Genomic DNA, 26207 nt, shown 5'->3' with positions numbered 1-26207 from the left:
GGCTCTTTGTTTAATATCCTCGACGCAAGATGTTCTCGGCATAGTTTGACGGTTTTCTCGTTATTGCCGAATGAACGGAATTGAAACAGGAGAGGGATATCGATTAAATGGTTTCACTCAATACCAACGTGTCTGCGATGGTCGCTCAGAGGCATCTGAGCACAGCGGCAAGTCAGGTAGCTGAAACCCAAAAAAATCTAAGTTCCGGATTCCGAATTAATAGTGCCAGCGATGATGCCGCTGGAATGCAGATAGCGAATACGCTTCACGTCCAAACCCGTGGTTTGGATGTGGCATTAACTAACGCTCATAGTGCTTATGCTGTTGCAGAAACAGCGGAAGGGGCGTTGGAAGAGGGCAGTGAAATACTGCAGAGATTGCGATCTCTTTCTCTTCAAGCCGCAAACGGATCGAATTCTGATGAGGATCGGCAAAGTTTGCAGTTGGAAGTGGTGGTATTGAAAGATGAAGTGGAAAGAATAGCCAGGACAACCACATTTGCGGGTAAAAATCTGTTTGATGGAAGTTATGGTTCAAAAAGTTTTCATCTTGGGGCAAATTCTAATTCCATTTCTTTGCAACTCAAAAACATGCGGACTCACGTTCCTGAGATGGGCGGGTATCATTACCTTGCCTCGGAGCCAGCGGATGAGGATTGGCAAGTTGACAAGGAATCAAGGCAACTTAGCTTTACTTTTCGAGATAGCGAAGGGGATGATCAATCCATTAAGATCTCGCTTAAGCCTGGAGACAGTCTCGAAGAAGTCGCTACGTATATCAATTCACAGCAAAATGTTGTGGAGTCCTCGGTGACGGATGATCGGCGATTGCAGTTTTATGTCGCTAATCGTCACGCTCCTGATGGTTTAAATATCTCAGGAAGCTTGGAGGGAGAGCTAGACTTTGAACCGCAAGGACAAGTGACGCTCGATGAACTCGATATCAGTAGTGTGGGTGGTGCTCAATTGGCGATTGCTGTTGTTGATACTGCAATTCAATATCTGGATTCTCACCGAAGTGAAATCGGCAGTTTTCAAAATCGGGTAGAGGGGACGATGGACAATTTGCAAAGTATCAATCGCAATGTCACTGAATCAAAAGGGCGAATATGGGATACCGATTTTGCGAAAGCATCAACCGCTTTAGTGAAGTCTCAGGTATTGCAACAGGCTACCTCTGCCTTGCTGGCTCAAGCCAAGCAAGCCCCAGGCAGTGCAATTGGATTGCTATCTTAGGTTGCTCACAAAAACAAAAAACGCTGCCAATGGCAGCGTTTTTCTGTTAACTGTTTTTCTGCTAACTAAGTAGTAATTACTTAGTTACGCGTAGAACTGGTGTTTCACCAACAACAACAGAACCAGAAAGCTTGTTCAGCTCTTTGATTTCGTCCATGTTAGAGATAACAACTGGAGTTAGTGTTGACTTCGCTTTCTCTTCAAGAAGAGCAAGATCGAATTCAATTACAGTGTCGCCAGCTTTAACAGTTTGACCTTCTTCAGCGATACGAGTGAAGCCTTCGCCTTTTAGTTCAACTGTGTCGATACCGAAGTGAACAAACAGTTCAACACCATCGTCAGACTCGATAGAGAATGCGTGGTTAGTTTCAAAGATCTTACCGATAGTACCGTTTACAGGAGCTACCATTTTGTTGCCTGTTGGTTTGATAGCAATACCGTCACCAACGATCTTCTCAGCAAAAACAACATCTGGCACATCTTCGATGTTCACGATCTCACCAGACAAAGGTGCGATAATTTCGATTGCACCGGCGCTAGCGCTGTCATCAGATACAAGCTTCTTAAGTTTGTCAAACAGACCCATTGTGTCATGCTCCTAAGGTTTAGTTTTATTCTGTCGAATTATAGTATACCAATCCGAGCAGTTAGACGACTTTTTTTAGCCGCCTAACATATTATATAGGCTCGAAAATTGGTCAGCAGATTACTTAGAGTGCTCTGCGATGAACTTTTCTACACAAGCTTCGATTTCAGCCGCTGTTGGCAATGATAGCGCTTCTTCTGCCATTGCTTTCACTGCTGCAAAGTTTGCATTGCGGATCACTTTCTTCACTTTAGGAATAGAAATACCGCTCATAGAGAATTCATCTAGACCCATACCCAATAGTAGAAGGGTAGCACGCTCATCACCTGCTAGCTCACCACACATACCAGTCCATTTACCTTCTGCGTGAGAAGCATCAATCACTTGCTTGATAACCGTTAGTACAGCTGGTGACAGTGGGTTGTAAAGGTGAGAAATCATCTCGTTACCACGGTCTACGGCGAGTGTGTACTGAGTTAAGTCGTTAGTACCGATAGAGAAGAAAGAAACTTCCTTCGCTAAATGGTGAGCGATTGCTGCTGCAGCTGGCGTTTCAACCATCACACCGATTTCGATGTTTTCGTCGAATGCAAGACCTTCTGCGCGAAGTTCTGCTTTGTACTCTTCGATCGCTTCTTTCAGCGCGCGAATTTCTTCAACAGAGATGATCATTGGGAACATGATACGTAGTTTACCGTGTGCTGAAGCACGTAGGATACCACGTAGCTGGTCACGAAGAATTTCGCGACGATCTAAGCTGATGCGAACTGCACGCCAGCCTAGGAATGGGTTCATCTCTTTTGGAAGATCCATGTATGGTAGATCTTTATCACCACCGATATCCATTGTACGGATAATGACAGCTTGACCTTCCATTGCTTCTGCAACTTCTTTATATGCTTGGTACTGTTCTTCTTCTGTTGGTAGCGCGTCGCGATCCATGAAGAGGAATTCAGTACGGTAGAGACCAACACCTTCACCACCATTACGGATGATGCCATCACAGTCTTTTACTGTACCGATGTTGCCGCATACTTCTACGCGGTGGCCATCTAGTGTTTCTGCGTGTAGGTCTTTCAGCTTCGCCAACTCTTCTTTCTCTGCTAGGAACGAAGCTTTCACAGCTTTCGCTTCTTCAATTTGAGCTTCAGAAGGGTTAACGATAATTTTGTTGTTCATTGCGTCAAGAATCAGCATATCGCCATTCTTAACTTTCTTTGTGATGTCGTTTGTACCAACAATCGCAGGAAGCTCAAGTGAGCGAGCCATGATTGAAGTATGAGATGTACGACCACCGATGTCACAAGCGAAACCAAGAACGTAATCTAGGTTGATTTGCGCAGTTTCAGATGGAGTGAGGTCGTAAGCCACCAAGATAACTTGTTCGTTGATATCACTTAGCGAAACAATGTTGATACCAAGAGCATTTTTGACAAAACGAGAACCGATATCACGGATATCCGTTGCGCGTTCCTTCAGGTATTCATCATCAAGAGATTCTAGAGCGGTTGCTTGCTCTTCGATAACAGTGTAAATCGCGTTGTCTGCAGTCATCTTCTCTTTTTTGATGAGTGCTAGGATTTCTTCCTCTAGCTCTTCATCTTCAAGAAGCATGATGTGACCTTCGAAGATCGCTTCCTTCTCTTCACCGAAAGTTTCTAGCGCTTTCTGCTTGATTGTTTCTAGCTGTGCAGAAGATTTGCTGCGCGCGTCGTAGAAACGCTGAACTTCAGCTTCTACTTGAGCTTTTGTGATAGTGTTAGTGTTTAGGACAATTTCATCTTCTTGAAGTAGTAGTGCTTTACCAATTGCAATACCAGGAGATGCCAGGATGCCTGAAATCATAGCCTTACCTTAAGTTGGTCAAACGTAAACGGGAATGTGTGACTAAATCGCTAACGAAAAATTGTAGCTGACTAATCGGTTGTACTTTGAACAAAGCCATTTAGTGTGAGCTAAATGGCTTTGAGGAATACATTGATTAGTGTAGTTGATCCATTAGAGCAACTAGGTGATCAACTGCTTGCTGTGCTTGTGGGCCTTCAGCAGAGATTGTAACTACAGTGCCTTTTACAAGACCTAGAGTTTGTAGTTTGAACAGACTCTTAGCGCTTGCGCTTTTGCCGTTAGAAGTCACAGTGATATCCGCGTCAAAAGCTTTAGCTTCTTTTACGAATTGAGCAGCTGGGCGAGTGTGAAGGCCGTTTTCTGCTGTGATTTCTACTTGCTTCTCGTACATGTGATATACCCCAATTGAATGTATTTTTGTTAGTCAAGACTCGTTTTAGCTTAACCGCTTTACTTGAACCGCGCCAGAGCACGAGGGGAGCAAGCGTGTTGAAGCAGATACGAGTCAAAAGTTTATGTAATACGCTTTATGCTTTGTTGCATAAATGTCAAAAAACTTTCTTTATCGCTTCTTTATTTTGAAGCTAAAAATAAAACACCCTGATATTACCAAAGGTGAGGCAAGGATCAACAAAAAAGCCCCTGAATGGGGCTTTTTTGAACGAAAAATTGATTTGAACCCGTATTACTGCTGGTTCTCTTTCTCAGTAAAGATGCCAGCAAATAGGGCCGTACTTAGGTAACGTTCACCAGAGCTAGGTAGTACGGTAACAATGGTTTTTCCTTCGAATTCAGGGAGTTCAGCAAGGCGGTTTGCCGCCACCACGGCAGCACCTGATGAAATACCCGCCAAGATACCTTCTTCTTCCATTAGGCGACGAGCCATTTCAATCGCTTCTTCCGATGTCACTTTCTCAACACGGTCAATCAGTGACAAATCGAGGTTACCAGGAATGAAACCTGCGCCGATACCTTGGATTTTGTGTGGTGCTGGCTTGATTTCTTCACCTGCCAGCGCTTGAGAAATTACAGGAGATTCTGTTGGCTCAACAGCAACGGAAAGAATTTGTTTCCCTTTCTCACCTTTGATGTAACGGCTGGTACCAGTAATGGTACCACCAGTACCTACACCAGCAACAAAGACATCGATAGCGCCATCTGTGGCTTCCCAGATTTCTGGACCAGTGGTCTTTTCGTGGATTTCTGGGTTTGCTGGGTTATTGAATTGTTGAAGAAGTAGGTATTTTTCAGGGTTGCTAGCAACAATTTCTTCTGCTTTAGCGATTGCGCCTTTCATGCCTTTCGCCGCTTCAGTAAGCTCTAGATTTGCACCGAGTGCTTTCAATAGTTTACGGCGCTCTAGACTCATGGACTCAAGCATCGTCAGTGTCAGCTTGTAACCACGAGCAGCTGCAACAAATGCCAGCGCAATACCAGTATTACCACTGGTTGGCTCTACCAATTCAACACCTGGTTTCAGTTTGCCTTCTTTTTCTGCTTCCCAAATCATGTTTGCACCGATACGGCACTTAACACTGAAGCTAGGGTTGCGTGCTTCGATTTTCGCGAGCACTTTACCGTTACTCACTTTGTTCAAACGAACCCAGTGGAGTATTGCCAATAGTCAGAGAGTTGTCTTCGTAGATTTTGCTCATGGTGATGTTCCTTCATTACACGTTTAGTGAATACGGAATAGAAGGATATGACTGATAATTCAAAGGGAAAAGGATTAAATAGTTATATCTTATGAGAGTGATGTTTCTACTCGGAAAAAACTTGCCACCCATCATTAAGGTGGCAAGTGCTTAAACTATCCTCGCTTAAACTCATTGACCCACATGGCCGTCGCGCCACAAACGGCAACAGGCATCACGATCAAGTTAAGAATAGGGATGGAAGTACACAGGGATACCATAGCGCCGAAGGTATAGGCTTTAGATTGGTTTTGTTTCAAAGTGTTTCTCATCTCATGAAAGGAGACTTTGTGGTTGTCGAATGGGTAGTCACAATACTGAATTGCTAGCATCCAAGCGGTAAAAATAAACCACAGAAGAGGCGCGACGGTTTGGCCTAAAGCGGGGATAAGTAGCAGTAAGAATAAACCTATTGCTTTAGGGAGTACGTAAAGCAGTTTTCGCCATTCGCGAGCCAAGACGCGAGGTACATCTTTAATGACATCAGAAAAGCCATCGTTGTTACTTTTTTGCCCCGTCAGTTTTTCTTCCACTTTGTCCGCAAGGAGGCCATTAAATGGCGCTGCAATGAAATTGGCCAAGGTACTGAAGAAATATGAGAAGGTCGCGATGATCGTCAGTGCCAATAGCGGCCACAACAGGTAACTCAGCCAAGAAAGAAAATCGGGTAATTGACCTATCCACCCCTCAATCCAGAGATTAAGGTTAGAGAATAAATAATAGAGTGCTCCTCCAACTAGGAGGATGTTTGCAAGCAGTGGCATGAGTATGAATCGTTTCACGCCGGGTGATAACGCCAGTTCCAATCCATAGAAAAAATAACCAAATCCGCTACGCTTTGTGTACGTTGTGTTCATCTTATTGTTCTGCTTAAGAAATGAATGAACTCATTGTACCCAACTGAGGAAAGAAAAAAAGCGTGCAAGAAATCACACCAATCTTTGAACTTCTAACATTAATTTGTTCTAACTCTTTCGATAACTTTGGTAAAGTAACCAGATATTTTAGGTTGATAGATTCACAGACCCTTGTGTGTCTCTGGGATTATGAGAGTAAATAATGCAGGAATTGCGATTCGTACTCATTGTGGTTGGCGCATTAGCCATCATGGCGCTGCTGTTTCACGGACTTTGGACGAGTAAAAAAGAAGGGAAGGCAAAATTTGGTGATAAACCATTAAGCAAGCTTGATTTGGGAGAAAGCGAACCTAAAGAGAGCGAGATGTATGTTGCCCCTGAAGATGATTACGAAATTATTCGAAAAGAGCGTAAAGAACCCGCGTTTGAAGACGAGAAGCCCTTTTCTACGAGTGGTGTTATTGGCGATCCATTGATTGATGATCTTCATAGCGGACAAGATAAAGAGAATAAGTTCTCACAACCTAAATTTGATGATGATATTACGGTCGCAGAGGCAGAAGCAGCCGCTTCGATTGAGCAGGATGCGCCTGCTTGGGTTGAGCAACCTCAGGAAATAGATGAACCTCTTACTCATCATCCTGACGAGATTGACGCGTTTTCAGGTGAAGAGACCATCGTAGAGCTCGATGAGCCGATGTCACAAACAGTAGAGCCAGAACTGCAAGTTATTGTTCTTAATGTACATTGTGCTGGTGATTCTCCCTTTGTTGGCACCAAGCTGTTTGATAGCATGCAACAAAATGGCCTAGTGTATGGCGAAATGGATATTTTCCATCGACATCTTGATATGTCGGGTACTGGTAAAGTGCTGTTTAGTGTTGCAAATATGATGCATCCAGGCACGCTAAAACATGATGATCCAGCGGAATTCTCGACCAAAGGTATCTCTTTCTTTATGACCTTGCCTTGTTATGGTGAGGCTGACCAGAACTTTAACTTGATGCTAAAAACCGCGCAAAAAATAGCGGATGATCTCGGTGGTAATGTGCTTGATGATAAGCGCAATCTTATGACGCCAGATCGCCTTGCGGGTTACAGAAGGCAAATAGTTGAGTTCAAAGCGGCAAACGCTTAAGCTTCCAATATCCCAACAGGGCTCCCAGCGGAGCCCTTTTTTATCGTGATTTAAGGGCTGGAAAATGTCTGAATCCAAGCAGCAATATTTAGAAGAATTAAAACAGCAACTGCACTATCACGCAGTTCGTTACTACGTTGAAGATAATCCTGAAATTCCGGATGCCGAGTATGACCGTATGATGCGCGAGTTAATGGCCATTGAAGCGGAGCATCCGGAGTGGATTAGTGTTGACTCACCCAGTCAGCGAGTGGGAGGTGTCGCTCTTGATAGTTTCCGCCAAGTAACGCATGAGATCCCGATGCTTTCTTTGGACAACGCCTTTAGCGATGAAGAGCTTGAGAGTTTCCTTAAACGCGCACAAGATCGTATGCCAAGTGCTCATATTGATGCATTTTGTTGCGAGCCTAAGCTCGATGGTTTAGCTGTCAGCCTTCTCTATGAAAATGGCGTTTTGGTTCAGGCCGCGACTCGAGGCGATGGCACCACAGGCGAAAATATTACCGAAAACGTGCGTACCATTGCTTCTGTGCCACTGAAATTGCAGGGAGAAGGTTGGCCATCACGCATCGAAGTTCGTGGTGAAGTCTTCATGCCAAAAGCAGGCTTTGAAAAACTCAACGACATCGCTCGCAAGAAAGGCGAAAAAGTATTCGTTAATCCGCGTAATGCAGCGGCGGGAAGCTTACGCCAGCTTGATTCGAAGATCACCGCAACTCGTCCGTTGGCGTTTTATGCGTATAGCGTGGGCGTCGTAGAGGGCATCTCACTGTCATCAAGCCATTACCAGCGTTTCTTGCAGTTAAAGCAATGGGGCTTGCCTATGTGCCCTGAGACGAAGTTGGTTAATGGGTTGGAAAGCGTTAAGGCATTCTACGCAGACATCTTAAATCGACGCGATGCATTGCCATATGAAATCGATGGTGTCGTGATTAAGATTGACGACATTGTGATTCAAGAGAAATTGGGTTTTGTGGCACGCGCACCGCGTTGGGCTATCGCGTATAAGTTTCCTGCGCAAGAAGAACTCACCCTGTTGAATGACGTTGAGTTTCAAGTTGGCAGAACGGGGGCTATTACCCCAGTCGCGAAGCTGGAACCTGTTTTCGTCGGTGGTGTTACCGTCAGTAATGCAACGCTTCATAACGCTGATGAAATCGAACGCCTTGGTGTGATGGTTGGTGATACCGTCGTGATTCGACGCGCCGGGGATGTGATTCCACAAATTGTTTCTGTGGTGAAAGATCGTCGTAAAGGAGATGAAAAAAACATCATTTTCCCGACCGCTTGCCCCGTTTGTCACTCACATGTTGAACGGATTGAGGGAGAAGCGGTGACTCGCTGCTCTGGCGGTTTGGTGTGTCAAGCACAGCGAAAAGAGGCGCTGAAACATTTTGTGTCTAGGAAGGCGCTCGATGTCGATGGGTTGGGTGACAAGGTCATAGAGCAGCTTGTAGACAAAGAAATGGTAGAGACTCCAGCGGACTTGTTTACGTTATCTGCAGGCGTTTTAACGGTACTTGAACGAATGGGACCAAAGTCAGCCCAGAACATCGTCAACGCACTGAACGTTGCGAAAGAGACTACGTTGGCTCGTTTTCTTTATTCTCTGGGGATCAGAGAAGTGGGCGAGGCAACCGCGGCTAATTTGGCTCGCCATTTTAAGACACTAGAAGCGATACAAACTGCAACGCATGAGCAGTTAATCGAAGTTCCCGATATCGGTGAAGTCGTCGCTCGTCATATCACGGCATTTTTTGCTGAAGAGAAAAATCAAAGAGTGGTGCAAGCACTTATTGAGCAGGGAATTGTGTGGCCCGCTGTCGAGGAGCTTGGTAGTGAGATACCTCAGCCATTAGCAGGCAAAGTTGTGGTACTAACCGGAACCTTGACGCAACTCAGCCGTGGCGATGCAAAAGCGGCTTTGGAACGATTGGGGGCTAAAGTCACGGGCAGTGTATCCAAGAAAACAGATATCGTTTTTGCTGGTGAAGCGGCGGGTTCAAAATTAACCAAAGCGCAAGAACTTGGCGTGGAAATTCAAACAGAGCAAGATTTACTCGCACTTCTGTAACCTAAAAAAGATAAAATAAAAACTAAAACCCTCTAAATTGACGTTTAGAGGGTTATTTTTTTATGTGAAATAAATACTGGTTAACGAATGAAAATAACGATAGAAATTATTCCGTGAGCCAGATCGTGTGCTGACTAAATGCTTTACGCAGAAACATATAATGCGATGAGGTTCAAATTGATATGCTTAATTTGTTGTTTTTAAAGGGTTTGTTCGTTTCTTCTGCTTTGGGTGGAAAATAAGATCTAGATCATGTTGATTTGAGGAAGTTTGGGCTTGCTCATATTTTTTTAGAAAAAAAATAAGTTCCTATTGGATGTTTTACGCTGCGAAGTTAGTCTATGAGCCATGGATACACACGGTGTATGCAGGAAATAAAAAAACCAAAATTAGGATTAATTAGGTTTTTTCGTAGGAAATGATTTCTCCCTTCGGCGGCCAACTAAAGGTGAGAATGAAAAAATACAGCTATATCCATTTTTAGGAGTTTTTCCATGGACAAATTTTTTAAAGTATCTGCCATAACTGCAGCAATGGTAGGCGCAATCGCAGCAGCTCCAGCTTCAGCAGCGGACCAAGTAGGTCCACAGTATGCTGGTGAGGTTTCTGAGTTTTTTGCTGAATCAACCATCAGCGGTAACTTTAACATGTGGATGCGTGCTCGTGATCGCGGCAACGTTGATGCAAACGGTAACGATACTAAGAAAGAGACAAACCTGAACCACGGCAGCTTGTTTATCAACCTCGGTTTTAATTCGGGTTACGTTAATGATGTCGTTGGTGCGGATTTCGTTATCTATAGCACTTGGGATATGTGGAATGATTCAGTTGGTGCTGGTCATGAAATGAACTTCCTTGACTGTGATGGTCCTGCGTCTGCTGGTTGTTGGAACAACCTAGAAAAAGGTGGTGTTTCTTTTGCAACAGCAGCTGCTAAGTTTAAGTTTGGTGATAATGTACGCGCTAAACTAGGTTACTTCCAGCCATCAGTTGCAAGCGGTTTAGGTGTAAACTGGTCGTTTGCTCCTGGTACTTACCGTGGCGGTGAAATTGGTGGTACATTCGGCAAGCTTGATTTAGGTTTCGTGGTTGCTGATGAATACAAAGCGCCTTGGTATAAAGAAACTGACGCTTTCAAAGGTGTTGACGGCGATGATGAGATTTTGTTCTCTCTAGGTGCTCGTTATACTTTAGATAACGGCATTAGCCTAGACGGTGCTCTTTCTAAGTTGGATGAGCGTACAACGGCTCACTTTAAAGTGAAAGGCACAACTGATGGTGGCTTCTACTGGTCTCCACAACTTTATATCGTTCAAGATGAAAACCAATATACAAATGATGATCTAGGCTACCAGTTGGCGTTTTTGTCTAGCTTCTCTGCTGGTGCTTATTCTTTCCGTGCTGAAGCAACCTATACTTCTGCTGACGAAGATGGAAACTGGTTTGCATACCGTCCTACAGCAGGTTACGGCGGCTCAAATGGTGCATATGAAATTTGGTGGAACAACCGTTCAGACTTTAACCATCATGAAGAGCTAGCAGTTTTCGGTTCTGTATCTCGTGACTTTTCTGATATTGGCGGCACAGGGTTTAGTGCTGGTGTGAGTGCTGCTCTTGGTACTGGTGCTTCAGTTGCAGGCTACGATGATCTAACAGAATACGCGTACAGTATGTTTGCTAACTACGCAATTCAAGCTGGTGCATTGAAAGATGCGACTGTAGCATTCCACTACACTCAATACTTCAATGATTCTGACGCTCCAAACTGGACTGGTTATGCAAACGCGTTCCAAGATGAGACTGATTTCAAGTTGATTCTAGCGATTCCTTTCAACGTAAAATAAGTTGAACCGAGTATAACTGCCTAATAAGCTGAGCACTAAGTGCTCGGCTTTTTTCTTTTCTAGGAGGCAACATGAAAAATTATAGTTTGGCAGCACTGTGTTTCGCATCTATTACTGGTTGTACATCCTCTACGCCAATGACTTCGGAAGAGTTTTGGTTTAATCAAGGATATCGATTTGGCGTTCATGGTTATCAACAAGAGTCAGAGTCACTAAGTGCAATTAAGGAAAAAGTTCCCTTTGAGCAGAATGCATATATTCAGGGGTATGAAAAAGGGAAGAAAGAATACTGCGACCCTTTTCATGCTTTTGAAAAAGGCATTAGAGGGATTCGCTACACGGGACAATGTAGTGCGTATGCGAATGAGGCGATGATTAAAGCGGAATGGCAAAGAGGATGGGATGCCTTCTTGGGTGCAGATTTCTATCGTTTTCGTTAGATAAAGTTACAGAGCTTTGACGTGGCGATCGTTCAGTAACACATTGTGTTTGTCATTTGTTAGCAATATTACTTGAGTACAGAAAGAGGCTCTCTGGGAAAATAAGGCCTCAAACTGTCCACGCTATTAACAGCTAAGCGCTCACTTCAACCTTCAACACAATTCCATCTAAGGCGATAATTTTAATTTTACTGCCTGCTGGAATATCAATATCGGAATGTGCTGACCAAGTGGTGTCTGCCACTTGAATTCGATTCATGCCAGCATGGATATCCTCTTTTAGAATAATTTCTTGGCCAACCAGTTGTTTTTGCTTCTGATTAAGATCGCGTGATGAATCATCTTGCTGATCTTTTGCAAGCTGTTTGCGCCACCAAAGCCAAGTCGTCACGAGTGAGAACACTGCGAACGCGCTCCACTGCAGTTGCCAACTCATAGGGATAAGAGACAGCAACAGACCAACCAGTAAAGCCGACAAACCAAGCCAAAGAAAGTAACCTGCGGTGCCCAACAATTCCACTGCCAATAAGGCTAGCCCGAGAGCTAGCCAATGCCAGTGATTGATGCCATCTAATAACTCAATCACAGCGCCTCCTTATTTTTGTGAATCGCCGCTTTGCTTGAACATTTCAGCAATACCAGCAATTGAACCCATTAGGCCAGAAGCCTCAAGTGGGAGCATGATGATTTTCCCATTTTCGGCTTGGCCAATGGTCTTCAATGCTTCAGTATAGCCTTGTGCAATGAAGTAATTCACTGCTTGCATGTCACCTTTGGCGATAGCGTCAGAAACCATTGCTGTCGCTTTTGCTTCTGCTTCAGCCGCACGTTCACGGGCTTCTGCTTGCAAAATCGCAGCTTGTTTTTCCCCTTCTGCTTTGAGGATTTCAGATTGCTTTTGACCCTCTGCGCGTAGAATTTGAGCTTGGCGCACCCCTTCGGCTTCTAGCACTTCCGCGCGCTTGTTACGTTCCGCTTTCATTTGTGCGTTCATCGCTGCGGTAAGATCTGCTGGTGGTTGAACGTCTTTAATTTCGATACGTGTGACTTTGACCCCCCAAGGATTGGTCGCTTGGTCAACAATTGACAGCAGTTTGGTGTTGATCATATCGCGCTGGCTCAACATTTCATCCAGCTCCATAGAACCTAATACCGTACGCATGTTGGTGAGGGTGAGGTTGCGGATGGCATGTTGTAGCTCACTGACTTCATAAGCGGCTTTGGCTGCATCAATGACCTGGACAAAACAGACAGCATCGATCACCACGTTAGCGTTATCCTTAGAAATAACTTCTTGAGCAGGGATATCGAGAACCTGTTCCATCATATTGATTTTGTGGCCGATACGATCGATGAAAGGGACGATCAGGTTAAGACCTGGTTTGAGTGTTTGAGTGTAGCGACCAAAGCGTTCCACCGTCCAGTTGTGTCCTTGTGGTACGGTTTTTACTGCTGAGGCAATAAAGGTAATCGCAACAAAAACGAGTACCGCGATAGTGACTAACGAGTCAATTGGCATAATTCCATCCTTCTGAATAAATAAGATATGCAATTGGTTTATTTTTGCGCAGAATGATAAGTAAAACAATGTAATAAATGCGAATTGACGCCAGTTTCTGACAGAATAAAGGCCGGATTAAACCAGCCTTAAGTAATTGATTTGATAGTAAGTTGAAGCTAATTTAGTAAAGGATGGAGTAGAGTTGTCGACGGTAGCGACTGGCTACAGCATTTCCTTGTCCTAATGCGGAAAGAATATCCATGAAGGTTTTACGTACTTCACCATCGCCAATGCTTAAATTAACTTTCAATTGTGACCAGAGTAGCGCCAGCGCTTCCTCTTCTCTACCGACTTGCTGATACTGGATCGCTAGCTCACAGGTGATAGTGTGATCTTCTGGATTCGCTTGGTGTTGCTGCTCCAGTTTTTGGATCTCCGGGCTGTTGGAGGCCTGTTTTTGTAGGTCGAGTTTCGCGATCAAGCCTTTATAGTAATTGTCCTGATATTCTAAGGGGATGCTTGACAGTAGTTGCTCTGCTAAGTCGAGTTGATGAAGCTCTAATAAGCAATTGGCGTGAGCCAACTTGACATCACCTCGTTGTGCGATGGCCTCAGACAACAACGCGATTTTCTCCAACGCCTCAGTATGGCGAGATTGCTGGATAAACTCGTTGATCTCTTTCAACAGCAACTCATCTTGTGATGGTAAGTGTTTGTCAAGCATGGCCTGAATTTTTTCCAACGGATGAGGACCACCTAAACCATCGACTGCTTGCCCATTGATGAACAATGCGGTGGTTGGTAACACTTGTACGCCAAACTGTGCGGCGATGGGGCCTTGTTGTTCACAATCGAGTAGCGCTAAGACAAACGCGCCTTGATATTGCTGGGCGAGTTGGCGGAGAGCAGGGAGATGTTCGGTGCTCTCAGGATAAGCATTTGCCCAAAAATGTACCACTATTGGTGTTTGTGTTGAGCGTTCGATGATTTCACGAAAATTTTGCTCATTGATATCAACAATGTATGGAGATTGCATTTTGGGATCCTTATCAAGACAGTCTTATCTCAACAAGATATTGGGTAGAGAGCCTGGTTTTTCAAGCACAAAAAACGCTGCAGAGTGCAGCGTTTTGTCGAGTGGCAAGCGAAAGTGCCTAAATAAGTATAAATATTGTCAGCACCACACCCACACTTAGCCAGTTTAATTGATTTAATGACATGAACTAGGTGCTCGTTTTGTTAGCAGTGAAAATGACCGAGATTTTGTGGTGATGAGTAAATTATCATCCATTTGTGACGAATTGATTACATTATCAGCAATAAATTACGCCGCTCTTTTTAATATTTCATCTAGCCAGCGCGTTGGTAGAATCCGTTTGAATACAGCAAACAGCTTAGTTGGCGTGGTCACTCGGTAACGTATTTTCGGTTTCTGACTGGTTAGCGCGTGCAACACTGGCTCAATACAAGACTCTGCAGGTAAGACGAAACTGCTCTTCGAGTTGGTATTCTCTAGGCGGTCTTTTTGCGCCAAGTAGCTCTCTCGGTGAGGGCTGTTTTCAATATCAATACATTGCAAAAAGGCTTGCAGTGCGTTGTAACGAAAACGGGTTTCGATCGGACCCGGTTCGAGGATGGCAATGTGAATATTCGTGCCATCGAGCTCAAGCCTGAGGGTGTCGCTCCAACCTTCAATCGCGAATTTAGAGGCGTTATAGGCTCCGCGATATTTCATCGCAGCGAATCCTAACACGGAGCTATTTTGCACAATGCGCCCCTGCTTGTTCTTTCTCATGATCGGTAATATTTCACGTACCAATTGATGCCAACCAAAAAAGTTGCTTTCAAACTGGGCTCTCAATGCGTCAGTGGGGAGATCCTCCAGTGCACCAGGTTGTCCATAGGCACCATTGTTAAAAAGCCCATAGAGTTGCCCGTCGCTGATCTCTAGGGCTTGTTGAACGGCAAGAGAAATGCTGTTGCTATCGGCTAAATCGAGTTGAATGCACGTGAGTCCTTCGCTTTGCAAGCGCTCAACATCACGGAGATTTCGACAAGAAGCAATGACTTCAAAGCCGCTTTTTTGCAGTGCGTGCGCACAGACGTACCCAATACCACTCGAGCAGCCTGTGATTAAGACCCATTTGGTCATGATTAGTCCTTAAATAAATTCGATGTTAACCGCTTGAGAGTCAGTGTTTGGCTTTCAATAAGTGATTTAAAGCGGGTTCAATTCGAGAAAAGTGGAACGTAAAGCCAAGTTCGGTCAAGCGTTTTGGCTTGGCACGAATGCTATCAAATAGCAGGCAAGACGATTCTCCCATCATGAGTTTCATCACCCACTTGGGCGTCCAGAGAACATGAGGACGATGAAGGGATTTGGCCAAGGCGCGGCTAAACTCTTTATTGCTTACCGGATGCGGTGCACAGACGTTGTATTCACCTTGAGCGTGAGGTGTTTCGAGAAGAAAAACAATCGCTCTCACCATATCTTGCAGGTGTATCCAAGGTAGGTATTGCTTGCCACTGCCAATAGGGCCGCCTAAGCCAAATTGGTAGGGCATTAACATTTTTTTGAGTGCCCCCCCGTGAGGGGCTAGAACCACGCCAGTGCGCAATAAGCAAACACGCGTCAGGTCTGATTGCGCCCGCTTAGCAATTTGCTCCCAATGAGCGCAAACCGTATGAGTAAATCCGGCGCTGTGAACGTGCAAACACTCATCAAATGGATGAGCTTGTTGATCGCCATAGTAACCTACCGCCGATCCGCTGATAAAAACGGCTGGGGGTTTAGCACTGGCGTGAATCAGCTCGACCAAAGCTTCGGTCATTTGCCATCGACTGTCGCAGATGGCTTTTTTCTGCGCTGCACTCCAGCGTTTGTCGGCGATAGGTTCGCCAGCCAAATTAATCACGGCATCGATATCGTTCAAATCTTGCAGAGAAGAGAGGTCATCAAGATATTGAATGTTGCCTAAGTCTGCAAAACTCAGACTATTCTTTGCCGCTTCGATGTTACGAGTGAGCAGTAGGATCTGATGAGAAGACAAAGTTTTCAGCAGTTCCGAACCGATAAAACCTGTTCCACCAGTCAATAGTATTTTCATGCACGCCTCCATACCTGCATTTAGTATATGGCACAGATAAGTACGCAGCCAACCCTATGATAGTTCAATGGTTCATCTTGCCCTTGTTTCTGAGTAAGGTCACATTCCTGTCAAAATGTAACCAATTATTACTGTGCTTTTCACACGAATCACATCGCAACGAAAAAAACTCTGCAATGATTACAACAAGGACAATCACACTAAGGACAGCGGATGAATGCAATCATAGCGTTACTTAAAGCGTTTGCGGCAAGTGCGAGAGATTTGTTGCCCATTGTTGTGGTGATTGTTTTCTTTCAAATCGTTGTACTCAAAGAGCCATTACCCAATATTTTGTCCATCGGCTTTGGTCTTGTTCTTGTGATCCTCGGTTTGACCTTTTTTATCTTTGGGTTAGAAATGGGGCTCTTTCCCATTGGTGAATCGATGGCGCAAGCTTTTGCGAGAAAAGGCAGTGTGTTTTGGTTGATGGTTTTTGCGTTTTGTCTTGGTTTTGGTACGACGATCGCAGAGCCCGCCTTGACCGCGGTCGCCAATGAAGCGGCAGAAGTCGCGGCGGAAGGCGGCATGATCGCCCATACAGAAGACTCTATGGAAGAGTATGCCAACGGCTTGCGTTTAACCGTAGCGTTGTCAGTTGGGGCTGCGATAGTACTTGGCGTACTGCGCATCTTAAAAGGTTGGCCGATTCACTATTTGATTATTGGTGGCTACATTGGCGTGGTGGTGCTGACGGGGTTTGCTCCGGAAACCATTATCGGCATCGCATACGATTCGGGAGGCGTCACGACGTCGACCATCACTGTTCCCCTTGTGACGGCGTTGGGGGTGGGGCTCGCTTCATCCATTAAGGGGCGAAACCCGATGATTGATGGTTTTGGCTTAATTGCGTTTGCCTCCTTATTGCCCATGATGTTCGTCATGATCTACGGCATGGTGGTGGCATGATTGAGTTCGAACGCTTTACCGACACTTTAACCACCACCGTATTGGATGTTGTCCCCATAGCGGTGATCATTTTTGGCTTTCAATTTGCCATTTTACGCAAGCCAATTACCAATCCATTGAAAGTGTTGCTTGGTTTTGGTTACGTGATCATTGGTTTAGCCTTATTTTTGATTGGCTTGGATCTCGCACTTTTTCCATTGGGTGAGACGATGGCGATACAACTGACGGAGCCTGCATTTCTACAAGCAGTGCGAATCAGTTTAGGTCAGCAGTTGCAATGGGTGGATTACTACTGGGTGTATCTGTTTGCGTTTTTTATCGGCTTTAGCACTACCATTGCAGAGCCTTCTCTTATTGCTGTCGCCATCAAAGCTAACCAAGTTTCAGGCGGCAGTATCGGCGTAACGGGGCTGCGCGTGGCTGTTGCCATTGGGGTGGCAGTGGGCATCGCCCTTGGCAGCTACCGAATTGTCGTCGGTGATCCCATCCATTACTACATTATTGCTGGCTACATTATTGTGGTCATTCAAACCTACTTTGCCCCAAGAATGATTATCCCCTTAGCTTATGATTCTGGTGGTGTGACTACATCCACCGTGACAGTGCCGTTGGTTGCCGCGCTAGGGCTTGGGCTTGCTTCAACCGTACCTGGCAGAAGCCCATTAATTGATGGGTTTGGCTTAATTGCTTTTGCCAGCCTTTTTCCGATGATATCTGTGATGGGCTACGCGCAAATAACGCAGTGGTTCAATCGCCGCTATTCGTCACAGGAGGATGATGATGCGATTTAAATTGATTCTAGCATTCGTGGAAGACAGTAAAACGGATGTGGTGTTGGATGCTGCGCGAGAAGCGGGGGCTACTGGAGCGACCGTGATTAACAACGCGCGCGGTCAAGGTTTGAATCAAAAACGCACTTTTTTTGGCCTCACGCTGGAAGTGCAGAAAGATGTCGTACTGTTCGTGGTTGAGGAGCACTTATCGCGACATATATTGGAAACCATCAGTGAAGTAGGGGAGTTTGATACCGAATCTGGGCAAGGAATCGCCATTCAAATCGACATAGAAGATGCCGTAGGTGTGGCGCATCAAGTTGCCAAGTTGACCAAAGTGGTTGAGGATGAAATATGAATAGCCATGATAAAATTCGAGTGAGAGACGTAATGGCCAACACCTTTGTCGTGGTGGATGGCCTTACGACGGTGCACCAAGGGATCACACTGGCACGCGCACATCAGGTGAAAGCGCTGGTGGTGAATAAGCGTCACGAGGATGATGAATTCGGTATCGTTTTGATGAACGATATCGCCAAAAAAGTTCTGGCAAAAAATCGCTCGCCCAATCGCACCAATATTTATGAAATCATGACCAAGCCTGCGTTGTGTGTTTCGCCGGATATGAACGTAAAATACTGCGCACGTTTGTTTGAGCGTTTTGGCATTAGCCGAGCACCAGTGATTGAGAATGGTGAAGTGATTGGTATGGTCAGCTACAACAATATTGTGATCAATGCCATGGCTCGGGATGACGAGTAGTCTTTGCAGCGTTAGAATACCCTAGTATTTTTAGGGGGAAGTGCTTGTGAAATTATTTTTTGCTTCGGATTTGCATGGCAGCCTAGAGGCGACAGAGCAAACATTGGCGTTATTTGAACAATCAGGAGCGGATCACCTCATTTTACTGGGGGACATACTCAATCATGGACCAAGGAACCCTGTTCCTTCGTCTTATAATCCACCTCAAGTGGCTGAGAAATTAAATCAGTACGCCAACCAAATTATCGCGGTCAGAGGCAATTGCGATAGTGAAGTGGATCAGATGTTGCTCTCTTTTCCAATGATGATGGATTACAGTTGGGTATTGCTTGAATCAGGCGCTCGACTCTTTCTCACTCATGGTCATCTGTACAATGCCAAACAACAACCTGCGTTGAAAGCCGGGGATATTTTGGCGCATGGGCATAGCCATGTAGCGCTAGCGGAGCCGCAAGGGGAGATCGTCGTTTTTAATCCGGGCTCTGTGACTTTTCCTCGGGAAAATCAACTGGCTAGCTATGGCCTCTTTGAAAATGGCACCTTGTCCGTCATTTCATTACAAGGTGAGCTGTTACACTCCTGCCAAATTGGTGGCTAAAATCCAGCACGTCAAATAAGGCAGTCACCACTGCCTTATTTTTTGTCAACGTGACCAAGATCCCTTTCGGGGGCGATGATATCGCGGACTCTTTGTTTGAGCTCTTTTGCTTCAGGAAAACCACCATCTCGCTTTCTCTCCCAAATCAGCTCATCGTTGCAGTGGATCTCAAAACGCCCACCAGTATCGGGATAGAGGGTAATAGAGGCAATCTCCTCACTGAATGTATGCAATAACTCTTGGCTCAACCAAGTCGAGCGAAGCATCCAGTTACACTGGCGGCAGTAATAGATCTCAATTTTCGCTTTGAGCATCGTCAATCCTTAAAATAACAATTTGAGCCCAACGGCAAAAGTCAGCAATTCAAAGGCAATTTTTACCGTTCGATTACTGTAGCGATTCGTCATCCATGCGCCAAGTGCGCCACCCAAAAAAGAGCTTGCGAGAAGAATGGGTAGCCAAGGCCAATGAACAGGTGCGCCAGCTTGCACTACTGCAATACCACCAATACCGTTCCAAAAGAAACCGACGCATATTAGCGTAAGAGCAACGGCTTGCTTGTAATCGTAACCAAACCAACGGACCAAAAACAAGGTCACTAATAAGCCAGAGCTCGCAGTCAACGAGCCATTGATCACCCCGATGAGCATCAGGCCAATGCCTCCGAATAGCCAACCTTGAAGATGCCTATTACGAGGTTGCTCGTGTTGACCTAATTGCTTTTTGAAACGCGAGTAAATACCCAGAGCAAGGATCATCGTACCCAACAGTATTTCTGCAATGTCGCTTGGGATCATTAACACTAAGTGAGCGCCAATCACAACGCCAATGCTGCCGGTGAAAACCAAATAGGCAGCCACCGATAGTGGAATTTTACCTGAACGAAAGTGGCTATAGGCGGCACCAACCCCTAAGGCAACACTGGCCAGTTTGTGGGTCGCTAGCGCCACACCAAATGGCAAGCCAAGAAAAATGAGCAGAGGAAATTGCAGCAAACCTGCACCTCCGCCAGCAAGAGAGGCGAGTGTGTTGGCAATTAGAGAGCCGAAGAAGAGAAACAGTGTTGAAATCCAATCCATATATACACCAAAGGGAGCATCCCGCTCCCTTATTCGATGACTAAACGATCGTCAGTTGGAAAACAGTACTGATGAGCCGTGGTTTAGGCTGGTCAGCAATAATGTTTGGTCATTGACGATGTCGATGCGACGGCTTTGTTGTGCATCCATTTTGAACACTTTCGTGATGAGTTTGAGTTGGGCATCACTGAAATCTTTTGATTGCGAAGAAGAGATGTCTTTAAACTCTTTTGCCGTCACCAGCAGATAATTGTCGCTGACGTCCCAAGTGCCTGATTCAGAAATGTTGATCACTACCTCTTGAGAGGACTCATTTGAGTAAAGCTTCAACACCGAAACGCGCACGTAATTGCCATTGGGCAGATACTTAACGTTCGACGTTAAAGTGACTTTGCGCAGCGGTCCGACGGAACCTTCATTTTGCAGATCATCCGTGATGACCGTCACCATATAGGACTGCCACTCTTTGGAAGTCAAAACCTGCTCAACTTTGAGGTCGCTACCCCAATAAAGCCACCCACTAAACACAGCCGATGCAGCCAAAACAACAGAAGCAATTCGAAGTTTCATTGTGCACCTCATTTATTTACAGATAGAGCCAAGATCGTTTTGTTCTGAGAAAATTCTCAGCGTCACGTTCTCGTTTGAATGTGGAAGTGTGTGGATGTAATTGAGGATCAACTGATTACCCTGGCCACCTGTCGCGATCACTTTTACTGGAGCAGAATCGCCAGTATGCGTTTCTGCATACTTATTAACACACTGCCTAATAGAAGGCATCCAAGCTTGTAATGGTGGATGATTCAGTGGAGTGAGCACTTCCACACCATTGACATTTTCCAGTAAACGGAACTTAGACTCCGACGGATTGGTGAGCAAGACAACGCAAAGTGGCAGCAGTGCGGCTAACAAGAATAGCCCTTTAATTAGCCAATTTTTTTGTGACGCGGCCATCTTTGTTGACGTGCCAGCATTATGCGCGACATCTCTACCAATTTCTGACGAGGATGTTTGAACCGCGTCAGTACTGATTTCGTTTTCTAATTCTTCTTGATCTAATGCTTCAGAAGCTGCGTCATTCACGTTGTTGGTTGAATCTGACAGGAGCGGGTTAATGCGCTCAACCGAACAGATCAACTGATAACCACGTTTTGGAACCGTTTTCACAAACTCAGGGGACTTTGTAGAGTCTTTGAGCATTTTGCGTAAGGTAGAAATCGCTTGAGTTAGGCTGGAATCATCGACTTCGAAACCTTGTTCGCGCCAAACAAACTCATGCAACTCGTTACGAGTTAATACCTCGTTAGGTTTTTCTGATAACAGAAGTAAAATTCGACTTTCATTGCTACCTAATCGAGTCACTTCATTGTTGACAGCCTGATCAAGTAATGTGTTGCTGTTAGGATCGAAAACAAATCGCTGTGCGATTACAAACTTAGTGCCGATATTACTCATGAGGTTCTTCTTTATATCGATGATTCAGCGTTTTTTGGTGCTTATTTGCGCAACAAGCGCTTAGACCAACATCTCTTATGCTTCTTTAGATGTATTTAGCTCAATAGGATAATTAAATTTATCTAAAAAAACAGCGTTTTTACCACAATTGACCTTGAATTTACATTTGTCAGCCATATGTTACGTAACAAGCGATTGATTTCCCACCCAATTAGAGAACTTTGGAGTGAAAATGAACGAGACAGTAGCAAATAACAAAGAAACTCGTGGCTTTCAGTCAGAGGTAAAACAACTTCTCCATCTGATGATCCACTCACTGTATTCCAATAAAGAAATCTTCCTACGTGAGTTGATCTCCAACGCCTCCGACGCAGCCGATAAACTGCGTTTTCAAGCGTTGTCCAATCCTGCTCTTTATGAAAATGATGCAGAATTGGGCGTGAAGCTTTCTTTTAACGAAGAACATAACACGCTGACGATTTCCGATAACGGGATTGGTATGAGCCGCGAAGAGGTGATTTCGCATTTGGGCACCATTGCCAAATCTGGTACGGCGGAGTTTTTCTCTAAACTATCTCAAGAGCAATCAAAAGATTCTCAGCTGATTGGTCAGTTTGGTGTTGGTTTCTATTCAGCCTTCATTGTGGCTGATGCAGTGACGGTACGAACTCGAGCGGCGGGTCTTAGCGCAGACCAAGCGGTACTTTGGCATTCTGCAGGTGAAGGTGAATACACCGTTGAAGACATTACCAAAGAATCACGTGGTACTGATATTATTCTGCACATGCGTGAAGACGGCAAAGAGTTCCTCAACGAATGGCGTTTACGTGATGTGATTGGTAAGTATTCCGATCACATTGGCATTCCTGTTTCTATTCAAACCCGTGTTCGCGATGAAGAAGGCAAAGAAACAGAAGAAGTGAAGTGGGAGCAAATCAATAAAGCCCAAGCACTTTGGACGCGCAATAAATCCGATATCTCAGACGAAGAGTATCAAGAGTTTTACAAGCATGTCTCTCACGATTTTGCTGACCCATTACTTTGGAGTCACAACCGAGTAGAAGGCAAAAACGACTATACCAGCCTCCTTTATATTCCATCGAAAGCGCCTTGGGATATGATGAACCGTGACCATAAATCTGGTCTTAAACTCTATGTTCAGCGCGTTTTCATCATGGATGACGCTGAGCAATTTATGCCATCTTACTTGCGTTTTGTCCGCGGTTTGATTGACTCCAACGATCTGCCGCTCAACGTCTCTCGCGAGATCTTGCAAGACAACAAGGTGACTCAATCGCTACGCGGTGCGTGCACTAAACGTGTTTTAACCATGCTCGAGCGCTTGGCGAAAAATGACACAGATAAATACCAAACTTTCTGGAAAGAATTTGGTTTGGTGATGAAGGAGGGTCCAGCCGAAGATTACGCCAACCGCGAGAAAGTGGCGTCGTTGTTACGCTTTGCCTCGACAGAAGTGGACTCTGCAGAGCAGACCGTTTCTCTTGAGTCTTATGTTGAGCGCATGAAAGAAGGCCAAGACAAGATCTACTACCTCACAGCAGACAGCTATGCGGCAGCGAAAAACAGCCCTCACCTAGAGCAGTTTAAAGCCAAAGGTCTTGAAGTTATCTTAATGTTTGACCGTATTGACGAATGGTTGATGAACTACCTAACAGAGTTTGATGGTAAGCAGTTCCAGTCAATCACGAAAGCGGGCCTTGATCTTAGCCAATTTGAAGATGAGCAAGAGAAAGAGAAGCAGAAAGAAACGGAACAAGAGTTCCAGTCCGTGGTTGAGCGCACCAAGAGCTACTTGGGTGATCGTGTGAAAGAGGTGCGTACCACCTTTAAGCTAGCGAATACCCCAGCGGTGGTGGTGACCGATGATTTCGAAATGGGCACACAGATGGCGAAGCTACTGGCGGCAGCAGGGCAGGCTGTTCCTGAAGTGAAGTACATTTTTGAGATCAACCCAAATCATACGCTTGTTAAGCAAATGGCGGATGAGACGGATGAAGAAGCGTTTGGCCGCTGGGTAGAGGTATTACTGGGTCAAGCAATGCTTGCAGAGCGTGGCTCAATGGAAGATCCTAGCCAGTTCTTAACGGCCATTAACTCGCTTTTGACTAAGGGCTAATAAGGCTAAAATCACCAAAAAGCTCGCATTTGCGGGCTTTTTGTATGTATCGGCATTCAACATGCAAAAAAATGATGGTTTCCAAAGCGATTTGTGAGAGCTTGAACATTCTTTAGTCTTAACTGACTCTAGAACGAGAAATAGTGTGTTAGAATGCCGACTTGAAACAAAATCATCGGGCGTGTAATGTGCACGCCTGTTTTATTGTCAATTTGAAGAACACTTATACCGAAACTTACCGTGGGGCATAGCCCAGTAGGCAGTGAGCTTCGGTATAAATCATCATAATCGAAAGAGGATTCAACATGCGCATCATTCTTCTAGGTGCTCCAGGTGCAGGTAAAGGCACACAGGCTCAATTCATCATGGAGAAGTATGGTATTCCACAAATCTCTACTGGTGACATGCTACGTGCTGCTATCAAAGCAGGTACTGAGCTTGGTAAACAAGCAAAAGCTGTTATCGACGCTGGTCAGCTAGTTTCTGATGAAATCATTCTTGGTCTAATCAAAGAGCGTATTGCTCAAGAAGATTGTGCGAAAGGTTTCCTATTGGATGGTTTCCCACGTACGATCCCACAAGCTGACGGTCTTAAAGAGATGGGTGTGGCAGTTGATTACGTTATCGAGTTTGACGTTGCTGACGATGTGATCGTTGAGCGTATGGCTGGCCGTCGTGCGCACCTGCCTTCAGGTCGTACTTACCACGTTGTTTACAACCCACCTAAAGTGGAAGGTAAAGACGACGTAACAGGTGAAGATCTTGTTGTTCGTGACGACGACAAAGAAGAAACCGTACGCGCTCGTTTAGGTGTTTACCACTCACAAACTGCACCACTTATCGAGTACTACGGTAAAGAAGCCGCAGAAGGCAACACGAAGTACCTAAAATTTGATGGTACTAAGCAAGTTGCTCAAGTGAGTGCTGATATCGAGAAGGCATTAGCATAATAGGTAATACCTATTATCAACCGTTTTCAGAATTTTGTTATAGTGAAGCGACCTTAAGGTCGCTTTTTTATTATGGCCATCAGCAGTTTAGTTTTGTCATTATTCACAATGGCTCAAATGACGTTGCACAACTGATCGATGTCGCCACCTTTTCGTAAAACCACCTTCAGCCACTATCGTAGAGAAAGTATGAACAACACAAAAAAACGCGGAGTGCTTTTAGTCAATCTCGGAACTCCCGAAGAAGCAACGGCCCCAGCCGTAAAACGATTTTTAAGCCAGTTTTTGCATGATCAGCGTGTAGTGGATATGACGCGTTGGCTATGGTGCCCTATTTTACATGGCATCATTTTACCTATTCGTTCGCCTAAGGTTGCCAAGCTTTATCAAACCGTTTGGATGAAAGAAGGCTCACCGTTAATGGTGTACAGCAAGCGACAGCAAGTCGAGTTGCAGGCAAAACTCAATTGCCCTGTGGAAATTGGTATGACCTATGGCACACCCAGCGTACTTGATGGCGTGAACAAGCTTCAAGCTCAAGGTGTGGATGAGATTTGCGTTTTACCTCTGTACCCCCAGTATTCAGGCACCACAACGGGAGCGGCGTACGATGCACTTGCGCACGCGTTGCGTAAGGTTGCTGTCGTACCCAGTATTCAGTTTATTCGTGACTATCATGATCACCCTTTGTATATCAAAGCATTGGCTGAATCAGTACGTCAATCATGGCAGGTGCAAGGCAAAGGGGATTACCTGCTTTGCTCCTATCACGGTATTCCACAACGCTACGCCGATAATGGCGATGTCTATCCTCTGCATTGCGAAATGACAACCGAGTTACTGCGTCTCGAATTAGGGTTGGACAAATCCCAAATTGGCACCACCTATCAATCTCGCTTTGGTCGAGAAGAGTGGCTGCAACCCTATACGGATAAAACGTTGGAATCGTTGCCCGCGAAGGGCATTAAGTCTCTCGATGTGATAACCCCTGCATTTTCGGTTGATTGTTTAGAGACGTTAGAAGAAATCTCAGAGCAAGGCCAAGAAAGCTTTCTGCATGCGGGTGGTGAGCAGTATCGTTTTATTCCTTGTTTAAACGATGCCCCAAGTCACATTGAAATGATGGCAAGGCTTGTTACAGAGCGGTAATGCGTTCTCATTGCAAGATTCTTATCCTCAAC

Annotated in this window: 26 protein-coding genes and 1 pseudogene; 13 read left to right on the top strand and 14 right to left on the bottom strand. The window is 45.1% G+C overall.

Annotated elements, in window-relative coordinates; all coding sequences use genetic code 11:
• Positions 1-107 precede the first annotated feature (107 nt).
• Positions 108-1235, top strand: coding sequence for a flagellin (locus VV1_RS01005; RefSeq protein WP_011078328.1), 1128 nt, complete (start codon positions 108-110; stop codon positions 1233-1235).
• Positions 1236-1311: 76 nt separating this feature from the next.
• Here the strand turns inward: VV1_RS01005 and crr are convergent, their stop codons facing one another.
• The 5 genes and pseudogenes from crr to cysZ all read right to left on the bottom strand — a co-directional run bounded on the left by crr (position 1312) and on the right by cysZ (position 6220).
• A complete protein-coding gene (crr, locus tag VV1_RS01000; RefSeq protein ID WP_011078327.1) occupies positions 1312-1821 on the bottom strand; it encodes a PTS glucose transporter subunit IIA in 510 nt (169 codons plus the stop codon).
• Positions 1822-1941: 120 nt separating this feature from the next.
• Positions 1942-3666 (bottom strand): phosphoenolpyruvate-protein phosphotransferase PtsI, encoded by a 1725-nt coding sequence (gene ptsI / locus VV1_RS00995; RefSeq protein ID WP_011078326.1) that lies wholly within the window; start codon positions 3664-3666, stop codon positions 1942-1944.
• 136 nt (positions 3667-3802) lie between these two features.
• Complete coding sequence (locus VV1_RS00990; protein WP_011078325.1) at positions 3803-4060, bottom strand: HPr family phosphocarrier protein; 258 nt, start codon at positions 4058-4060, stop codon at positions 3803-3805.
• Between the two features lie 294 nt (positions 4061-4354).
• A pseudogene (gene cysK, locus VV1_RS00985) lies at positions 4355-5324 on the bottom strand (cysteine synthase A).
• A gap of 155 nt (positions 5325-5479) precedes the next feature.
• Complete coding sequence (cysZ, locus tag VV1_RS00980) at positions 5480-6220, bottom strand: sulfate transporter CysZ (RefSeq protein WP_011078323.1); 741 nt, start codon at positions 6218-6220, stop codon at positions 5480-5482.
• Positions 6221-6422: 202 nt separating this feature from the next.
• Between cysZ and zipA the strand changes: the two genes are divergently transcribed.
• The 4 genes from zipA to VV1_RS00960 all read left to right on the top strand — a co-directional run bounded on the left by zipA (position 6423) and on the right by VV1_RS00960 (position 11716).
• Positions 6423-7358, top strand: coding sequence for a cell division protein ZipA (gene zipA, locus VV1_RS00975; protein WP_011078322.1), 936 nt, complete (start codon positions 6423-6425; stop codon positions 7356-7358).
• Positions 7359-7422: 64 nt separating this feature from the next.
• Positions 7423-9432: an NAD-dependent DNA ligase LigA gene (gene ligA, locus VV1_RS00970; protein WP_011078321.1), complete on the top strand. Its 2010-nt coding sequence runs from the start codon at positions 7423-7425 to the stop codon at positions 9430-9432.
• Between the two features lie 494 nt (positions 9433-9926).
• Positions 9927-11276 carry a hypothetical protein gene (locus VV1_RS00965; protein WP_011078320.1) on the top strand — a complete coding sequence of 450 codons (1350 nt, stop codon included), beginning with the start codon at positions 9927-9929 and terminating at the stop codon, positions 11274-11276.
• Positions 11277-11347: 71 nt separating this feature from the next.
• Positions 11348-11716, top strand: coding sequence for a DUF2799 domain-containing protein (locus VV1_RS00960; RefSeq protein ID WP_043920903.1), 369 nt, complete (start codon positions 11348-11350; stop codon positions 11714-11716).
• Positions 11717-11849: 133 nt separating this feature from the next.
• Here VV1_RS00960 and VV1_RS00955 read toward each other — a convergent pair whose 3' ends face one another.
• The 5 genes from VV1_RS00955 to VV1_RS00935 form a co-directional block, all read right to left on the bottom strand.
• Positions 11850-12302 (bottom strand): NfeD family protein, encoded by a 453-nt coding sequence (locus VV1_RS00955; protein ID WP_011078318.1) that lies wholly within the window; start codon positions 12300-12302, stop codon positions 11850-11852.
• Between the two features lie 9 nt (positions 12303-12311).
• Positions 12312-13235: an SPFH domain-containing protein gene (locus VV1_RS00950; protein ID WP_011078317.1), complete on the bottom strand. Its 924-nt coding sequence runs from the start codon at positions 13233-13235 to the stop codon at positions 12312-12314.
• 163 nt (positions 13236-13398) lie between these two features.
• Positions 13399-14253: a co-chaperone YbbN gene (locus VV1_RS00945; protein WP_011078316.1), complete on the bottom strand. Its 855-nt coding sequence runs from the start codon at positions 14251-14253 to the stop codon at positions 13399-13401.
• Positions 14254-14541: 288 nt separating this feature from the next.
• Complete coding sequence (locus VV1_RS00940; protein ID WP_011078315.1) at positions 14542-15369, bottom strand: SDR family oxidoreductase; 828 nt, start codon at positions 15367-15369, stop codon at positions 14542-14544.
• A 40-nt stretch (positions 15370-15409) separates the two neighbouring features.
• Positions 15410-16324, bottom strand: coding sequence for a TIGR01777 family oxidoreductase (locus VV1_RS00935; protein ID WP_172665213.1), 915 nt, complete (start codon positions 16322-16324; stop codon positions 15410-15412).
• Positions 16325-16537: 213 nt separating this feature from the next.
• On the opposite strand from VV1_RS00935, the gene VV1_RS00930 reads away from it, so the two are divergent.
• The 5 genes from VV1_RS00930 to yfcE are packed head-to-tail and all read left to right on the top strand — an operon-like array spanning position 16538 to position 19405.
• Positions 16538-17272, top strand: coding sequence for a DUF1538 domain-containing protein (locus VV1_RS00930; protein WP_011078313.1), 735 nt, complete (start codon positions 16538-16540; stop codon positions 17270-17272).
• Positions 17269-18063, top strand: a complete 795-nt coding sequence (locus tag VV1_RS00925; RefSeq protein ID WP_011078312.1) for a DUF1538 domain-containing protein — start codon at positions 17269-17271, stop codon at positions 18061-18063. Before VV1_RS00930 ends, VV1_RS00925 begins: the two co-directional genes overlap by 4 nt.
• The gene (locus VV1_RS00920; RefSeq protein ID WP_013572243.1) at positions 18053-18403 is read left to right on the top strand and encodes a P-II family nitrogen regulator; all 351 of its coding nucleotides are present in this window, start codon (positions 18053-18055) and stop codon (positions 18401-18403) included. Before VV1_RS00925 ends, VV1_RS00920 begins: the two co-directional genes overlap by 11 nt.
• Positions 18400-18807, top strand: a complete 408-nt coding sequence (locus VV1_RS00915) for a CBS domain-containing protein (RefSeq protein ID WP_011078310.1) — start codon at positions 18400-18402, stop codon at positions 18805-18807. The genes VV1_RS00920 and VV1_RS00915 overlap by 4 nt, the downstream gene beginning before the upstream one ends.
• Before the next feature lie 46 nt (positions 18808-18853).
• Complete coding sequence (yfcE, locus tag VV1_RS00910; protein WP_043920902.1) at positions 18854-19405, top strand: phosphodiesterase; 552 nt, start codon at positions 18854-18856, stop codon at positions 19403-19405.
• Between the two features lie 35 nt (positions 19406-19440).
• Here the strand turns inward: yfcE and VV1_RS00905 are convergent, their stop codons facing one another.
• The 4 genes from VV1_RS00905 to VV1_RS00890 are packed head-to-tail and all read right to left on the bottom strand — an operon-like array spanning position 19441 to position 21939.
• Positions 19441-19719 carry an Rdx family protein gene (locus VV1_RS00905; protein ID WP_011078308.1) on the bottom strand — a complete coding sequence of 93 codons (279 nt, stop codon included), beginning with the start codon at positions 19717-19719 and terminating at the stop codon, positions 19441-19443.
• Positions 19720-19728: 9 nt separating this feature from the next.
• Complete coding sequence (locus tag VV1_RS00900; protein ID WP_011078307.1) at positions 19729-20484, bottom strand: sulfite exporter TauE/SafE family protein; 756 nt, start codon at positions 20482-20484, stop codon at positions 19729-19731.
• Between the two features lie 51 nt (positions 20485-20535).
• Complete coding sequence (locus VV1_RS00895) at positions 20536-21066, bottom strand: regulatory protein ToxS (RefSeq protein WP_011078306.1); 531 nt, start codon at positions 21064-21066, stop codon at positions 20536-20538.
• Entirely contained in the window at positions 21067-21939 is an 873-nt protein-coding gene (locus VV1_RS00890; RefSeq protein ID WP_011078305.1) for a winged helix-turn-helix domain-containing protein, read from the bottom strand.
• A 232-nt stretch (positions 21940-22171) separates the two neighbouring features.
• Here VV1_RS00890 and htpG point away from each other — a divergent pair, with 232 nt between their 5' ends.
• The 3 genes from htpG to hemH all read left to right on the top strand — a co-directional run bounded on the left by htpG (position 22172) and on the right by hemH (position 26175).
• On the top strand, positions 22172-24076 hold the full coding sequence (gene htpG, locus VV1_RS00885) for a molecular chaperone HtpG (protein ID WP_011078304.1): 1905 nt from the start codon (positions 22172-22174) through the stop codon (positions 24074-24076).
• 305 nt (positions 24077-24381) lie between these two features.
• Positions 24382-25026 carry an adenylate kinase gene (gene adk / locus VV1_RS00880; RefSeq protein ID WP_011078303.1) on the top strand — a complete coding sequence of 215 codons (645 nt, stop codon included), beginning with the start codon at positions 24382-24384 and terminating at the stop codon, positions 25024-25026.
• A gap of 138 nt (positions 25027-25164) precedes the next feature.
• The gene (gene hemH, locus VV1_RS00875) at positions 25165-26175 is read left to right on the top strand and encodes a ferrochelatase (RefSeq protein ID WP_011078302.1); all 1011 of its coding nucleotides are present in this window, start codon (positions 25165-25167) and stop codon (positions 26173-26175) included.
• Positions 26176-26207 lie beyond the last annotated feature (32 nt).

The organism is Vibrio vulnificus CMCP6, from assembly GCF_000039765.1.
Lineage (GTDB): Bacteria > Pseudomonadota > Gammaproteobacteria > Enterobacterales > Vibrionaceae > Vibrio > Vibrio vulnificus_B.
Note: the sequence above shows the minus strand (reverse complement) of the source record. Positions and strands in the feature narration are given on the sequence as shown.

Bases quoted from the DNA above. Each gene is read 5' to 3' on its own strand.
- VV1_RS00935 (WP_172665213.1), bottom strand. From the start codon at position 16,324: ATGAAAATACTATTGACTGGTGGAACAGGTTTTATCGGTTCGGAACTG.
- VV1_RS00905 (WP_011078308.1), bottom strand. From the start codon at position 19,719: ATGCTCAAAGCGAAAATTGAGATCTATTACTGCCGCCAGTGTAACTGG.
- htpG (WP_011078304.1), top strand. From the start codon at position 22,172: ATGAACGAGACAGTAGCAAATAACAAAGAAACTCGTGGCTTTCAGTCA.
- zipA (WP_011078322.1), top strand. From the start codon at position 6,423: ATGCAGGAATTGCGATTCGTACTCATTGTGGTTGGCGCATTAGCCATC.
- VV1_RS00940 (WP_011078315.1), bottom strand. From the start codon at position 15,369: ATGACCAAATGGGTCTTAATCACAGGCTGCTCGAGTGGTATTGGGTAC.
- VV1_RS00895 (WP_011078306.1), bottom strand. From the start codon at position 21,066: ATGAGGTGCACAATGAAACTTCGAATTGCTTCTGTTGTTTTGGCTGCA.
- VV1_RS00930 (WP_011078313.1), top strand. From the start codon at position 16,538: ATGAATGCAATCATAGCGTTACTTAAAGCGTTTGCGGCAAGTGCGAGA.
- adk (WP_011078303.1), top strand. From the start codon at position 24,382: ATGCGCATCATTCTTCTAGGTGCTCCAGGTGCAGGTAAAGGCACACAG.
- VV1_RS00900 (WP_011078307.1), bottom strand. From the start codon at position 20,484: ATGGATTGGATTTCAACACTGTTTCTCTTCTTCGGCTCTCTAATTGCC.
- VV1_RS00950 (WP_011078317.1), bottom strand. From the start codon at position 13,235: ATGCCAATTGACTCGTTAGTCACTATCGCGGTACTCGTTTTTGTTGCG.
- VV1_RS00965 (WP_011078320.1), top strand. From the start codon at position 9,927: ATGGACAAATTTTTTAAAGTATCTGCCATAACTGCAGCAATGGTAGGC.
- ligA (WP_011078321.1), top strand. From the start codon at position 7,423: ATGTCTGAATCCAAGCAGCAATATTTAGAAGAATTAAAACAGCAACTG.
- VV1_RS01005 (WP_011078328.1), top strand. From the start codon at position 108: ATGGTTTCACTCAATACCAACGTGTCTGCGATGGTCGCTCAGAGGCAT.
- VV1_RS00925 (WP_011078312.1), top strand. From the start codon at position 17,269: ATGATTGAGTTCGAACGCTTTACCGACACTTTAACCACCACCGTATTG.
- cysZ (WP_011078323.1), bottom strand. From the start codon at position 6,220: ATGAACACAACGTACACAAAGCGTAGCGGATTTGGTTATTTTTTCTAT.
- VV1_RS00915 (WP_011078310.1), top strand. From the start codon at position 18,400: ATGAATAGCCATGATAAAATTCGAGTGAGAGACGTAATGGCCAACACC.
- VV1_RS00890 (WP_011078305.1), bottom strand. From the start codon at position 21,939: ATGAGTAATATCGGCACTAAGTTTGTAATCGCACAGCGATTTGTTTTC.
- VV1_RS00945 (WP_011078316.1), bottom strand. From the start codon at position 14,253: ATGCAATCTCCATACATTGTTGATATCAATGAGCAAAATTTTCGTGAA.
- ptsI (WP_011078326.1), bottom strand. From the start codon at position 3,666: ATGATTTCAGGCATCCTGGCATCTCCTGGTATTGCAATTGGTAAAGCA.
- crr (WP_011078327.1), bottom strand. From the start codon at position 1,821: ATGGGTCTGTTTGACAAACTTAAGAAGCTTGTATCTGATGACAGCGCT.
- VV1_RS00960 (WP_043920903.1), top strand. From the start codon at position 11,348: ATGAAAAATTATAGTTTGGCAGCACTGTGTTTCGCATCTATTACTGGT.
- hemH (WP_011078302.1), top strand. From the start codon at position 25,165: ATGTCGCCACCTTTTCGTAAAACCACCTTCAGCCACTATCGTAGAGAA.
- VV1_RS00990 (WP_011078325.1), bottom strand. From the start codon at position 4,060: ATGTACGAGAAGCAAGTAGAAATCACAGCAGAAAACGGCCTTCACACT.
- VV1_RS00920 (WP_013572243.1), top strand. From the start codon at position 18,053: ATGCGATTTAAATTGATTCTAGCATTCGTGGAAGACAGTAAAACGGAT.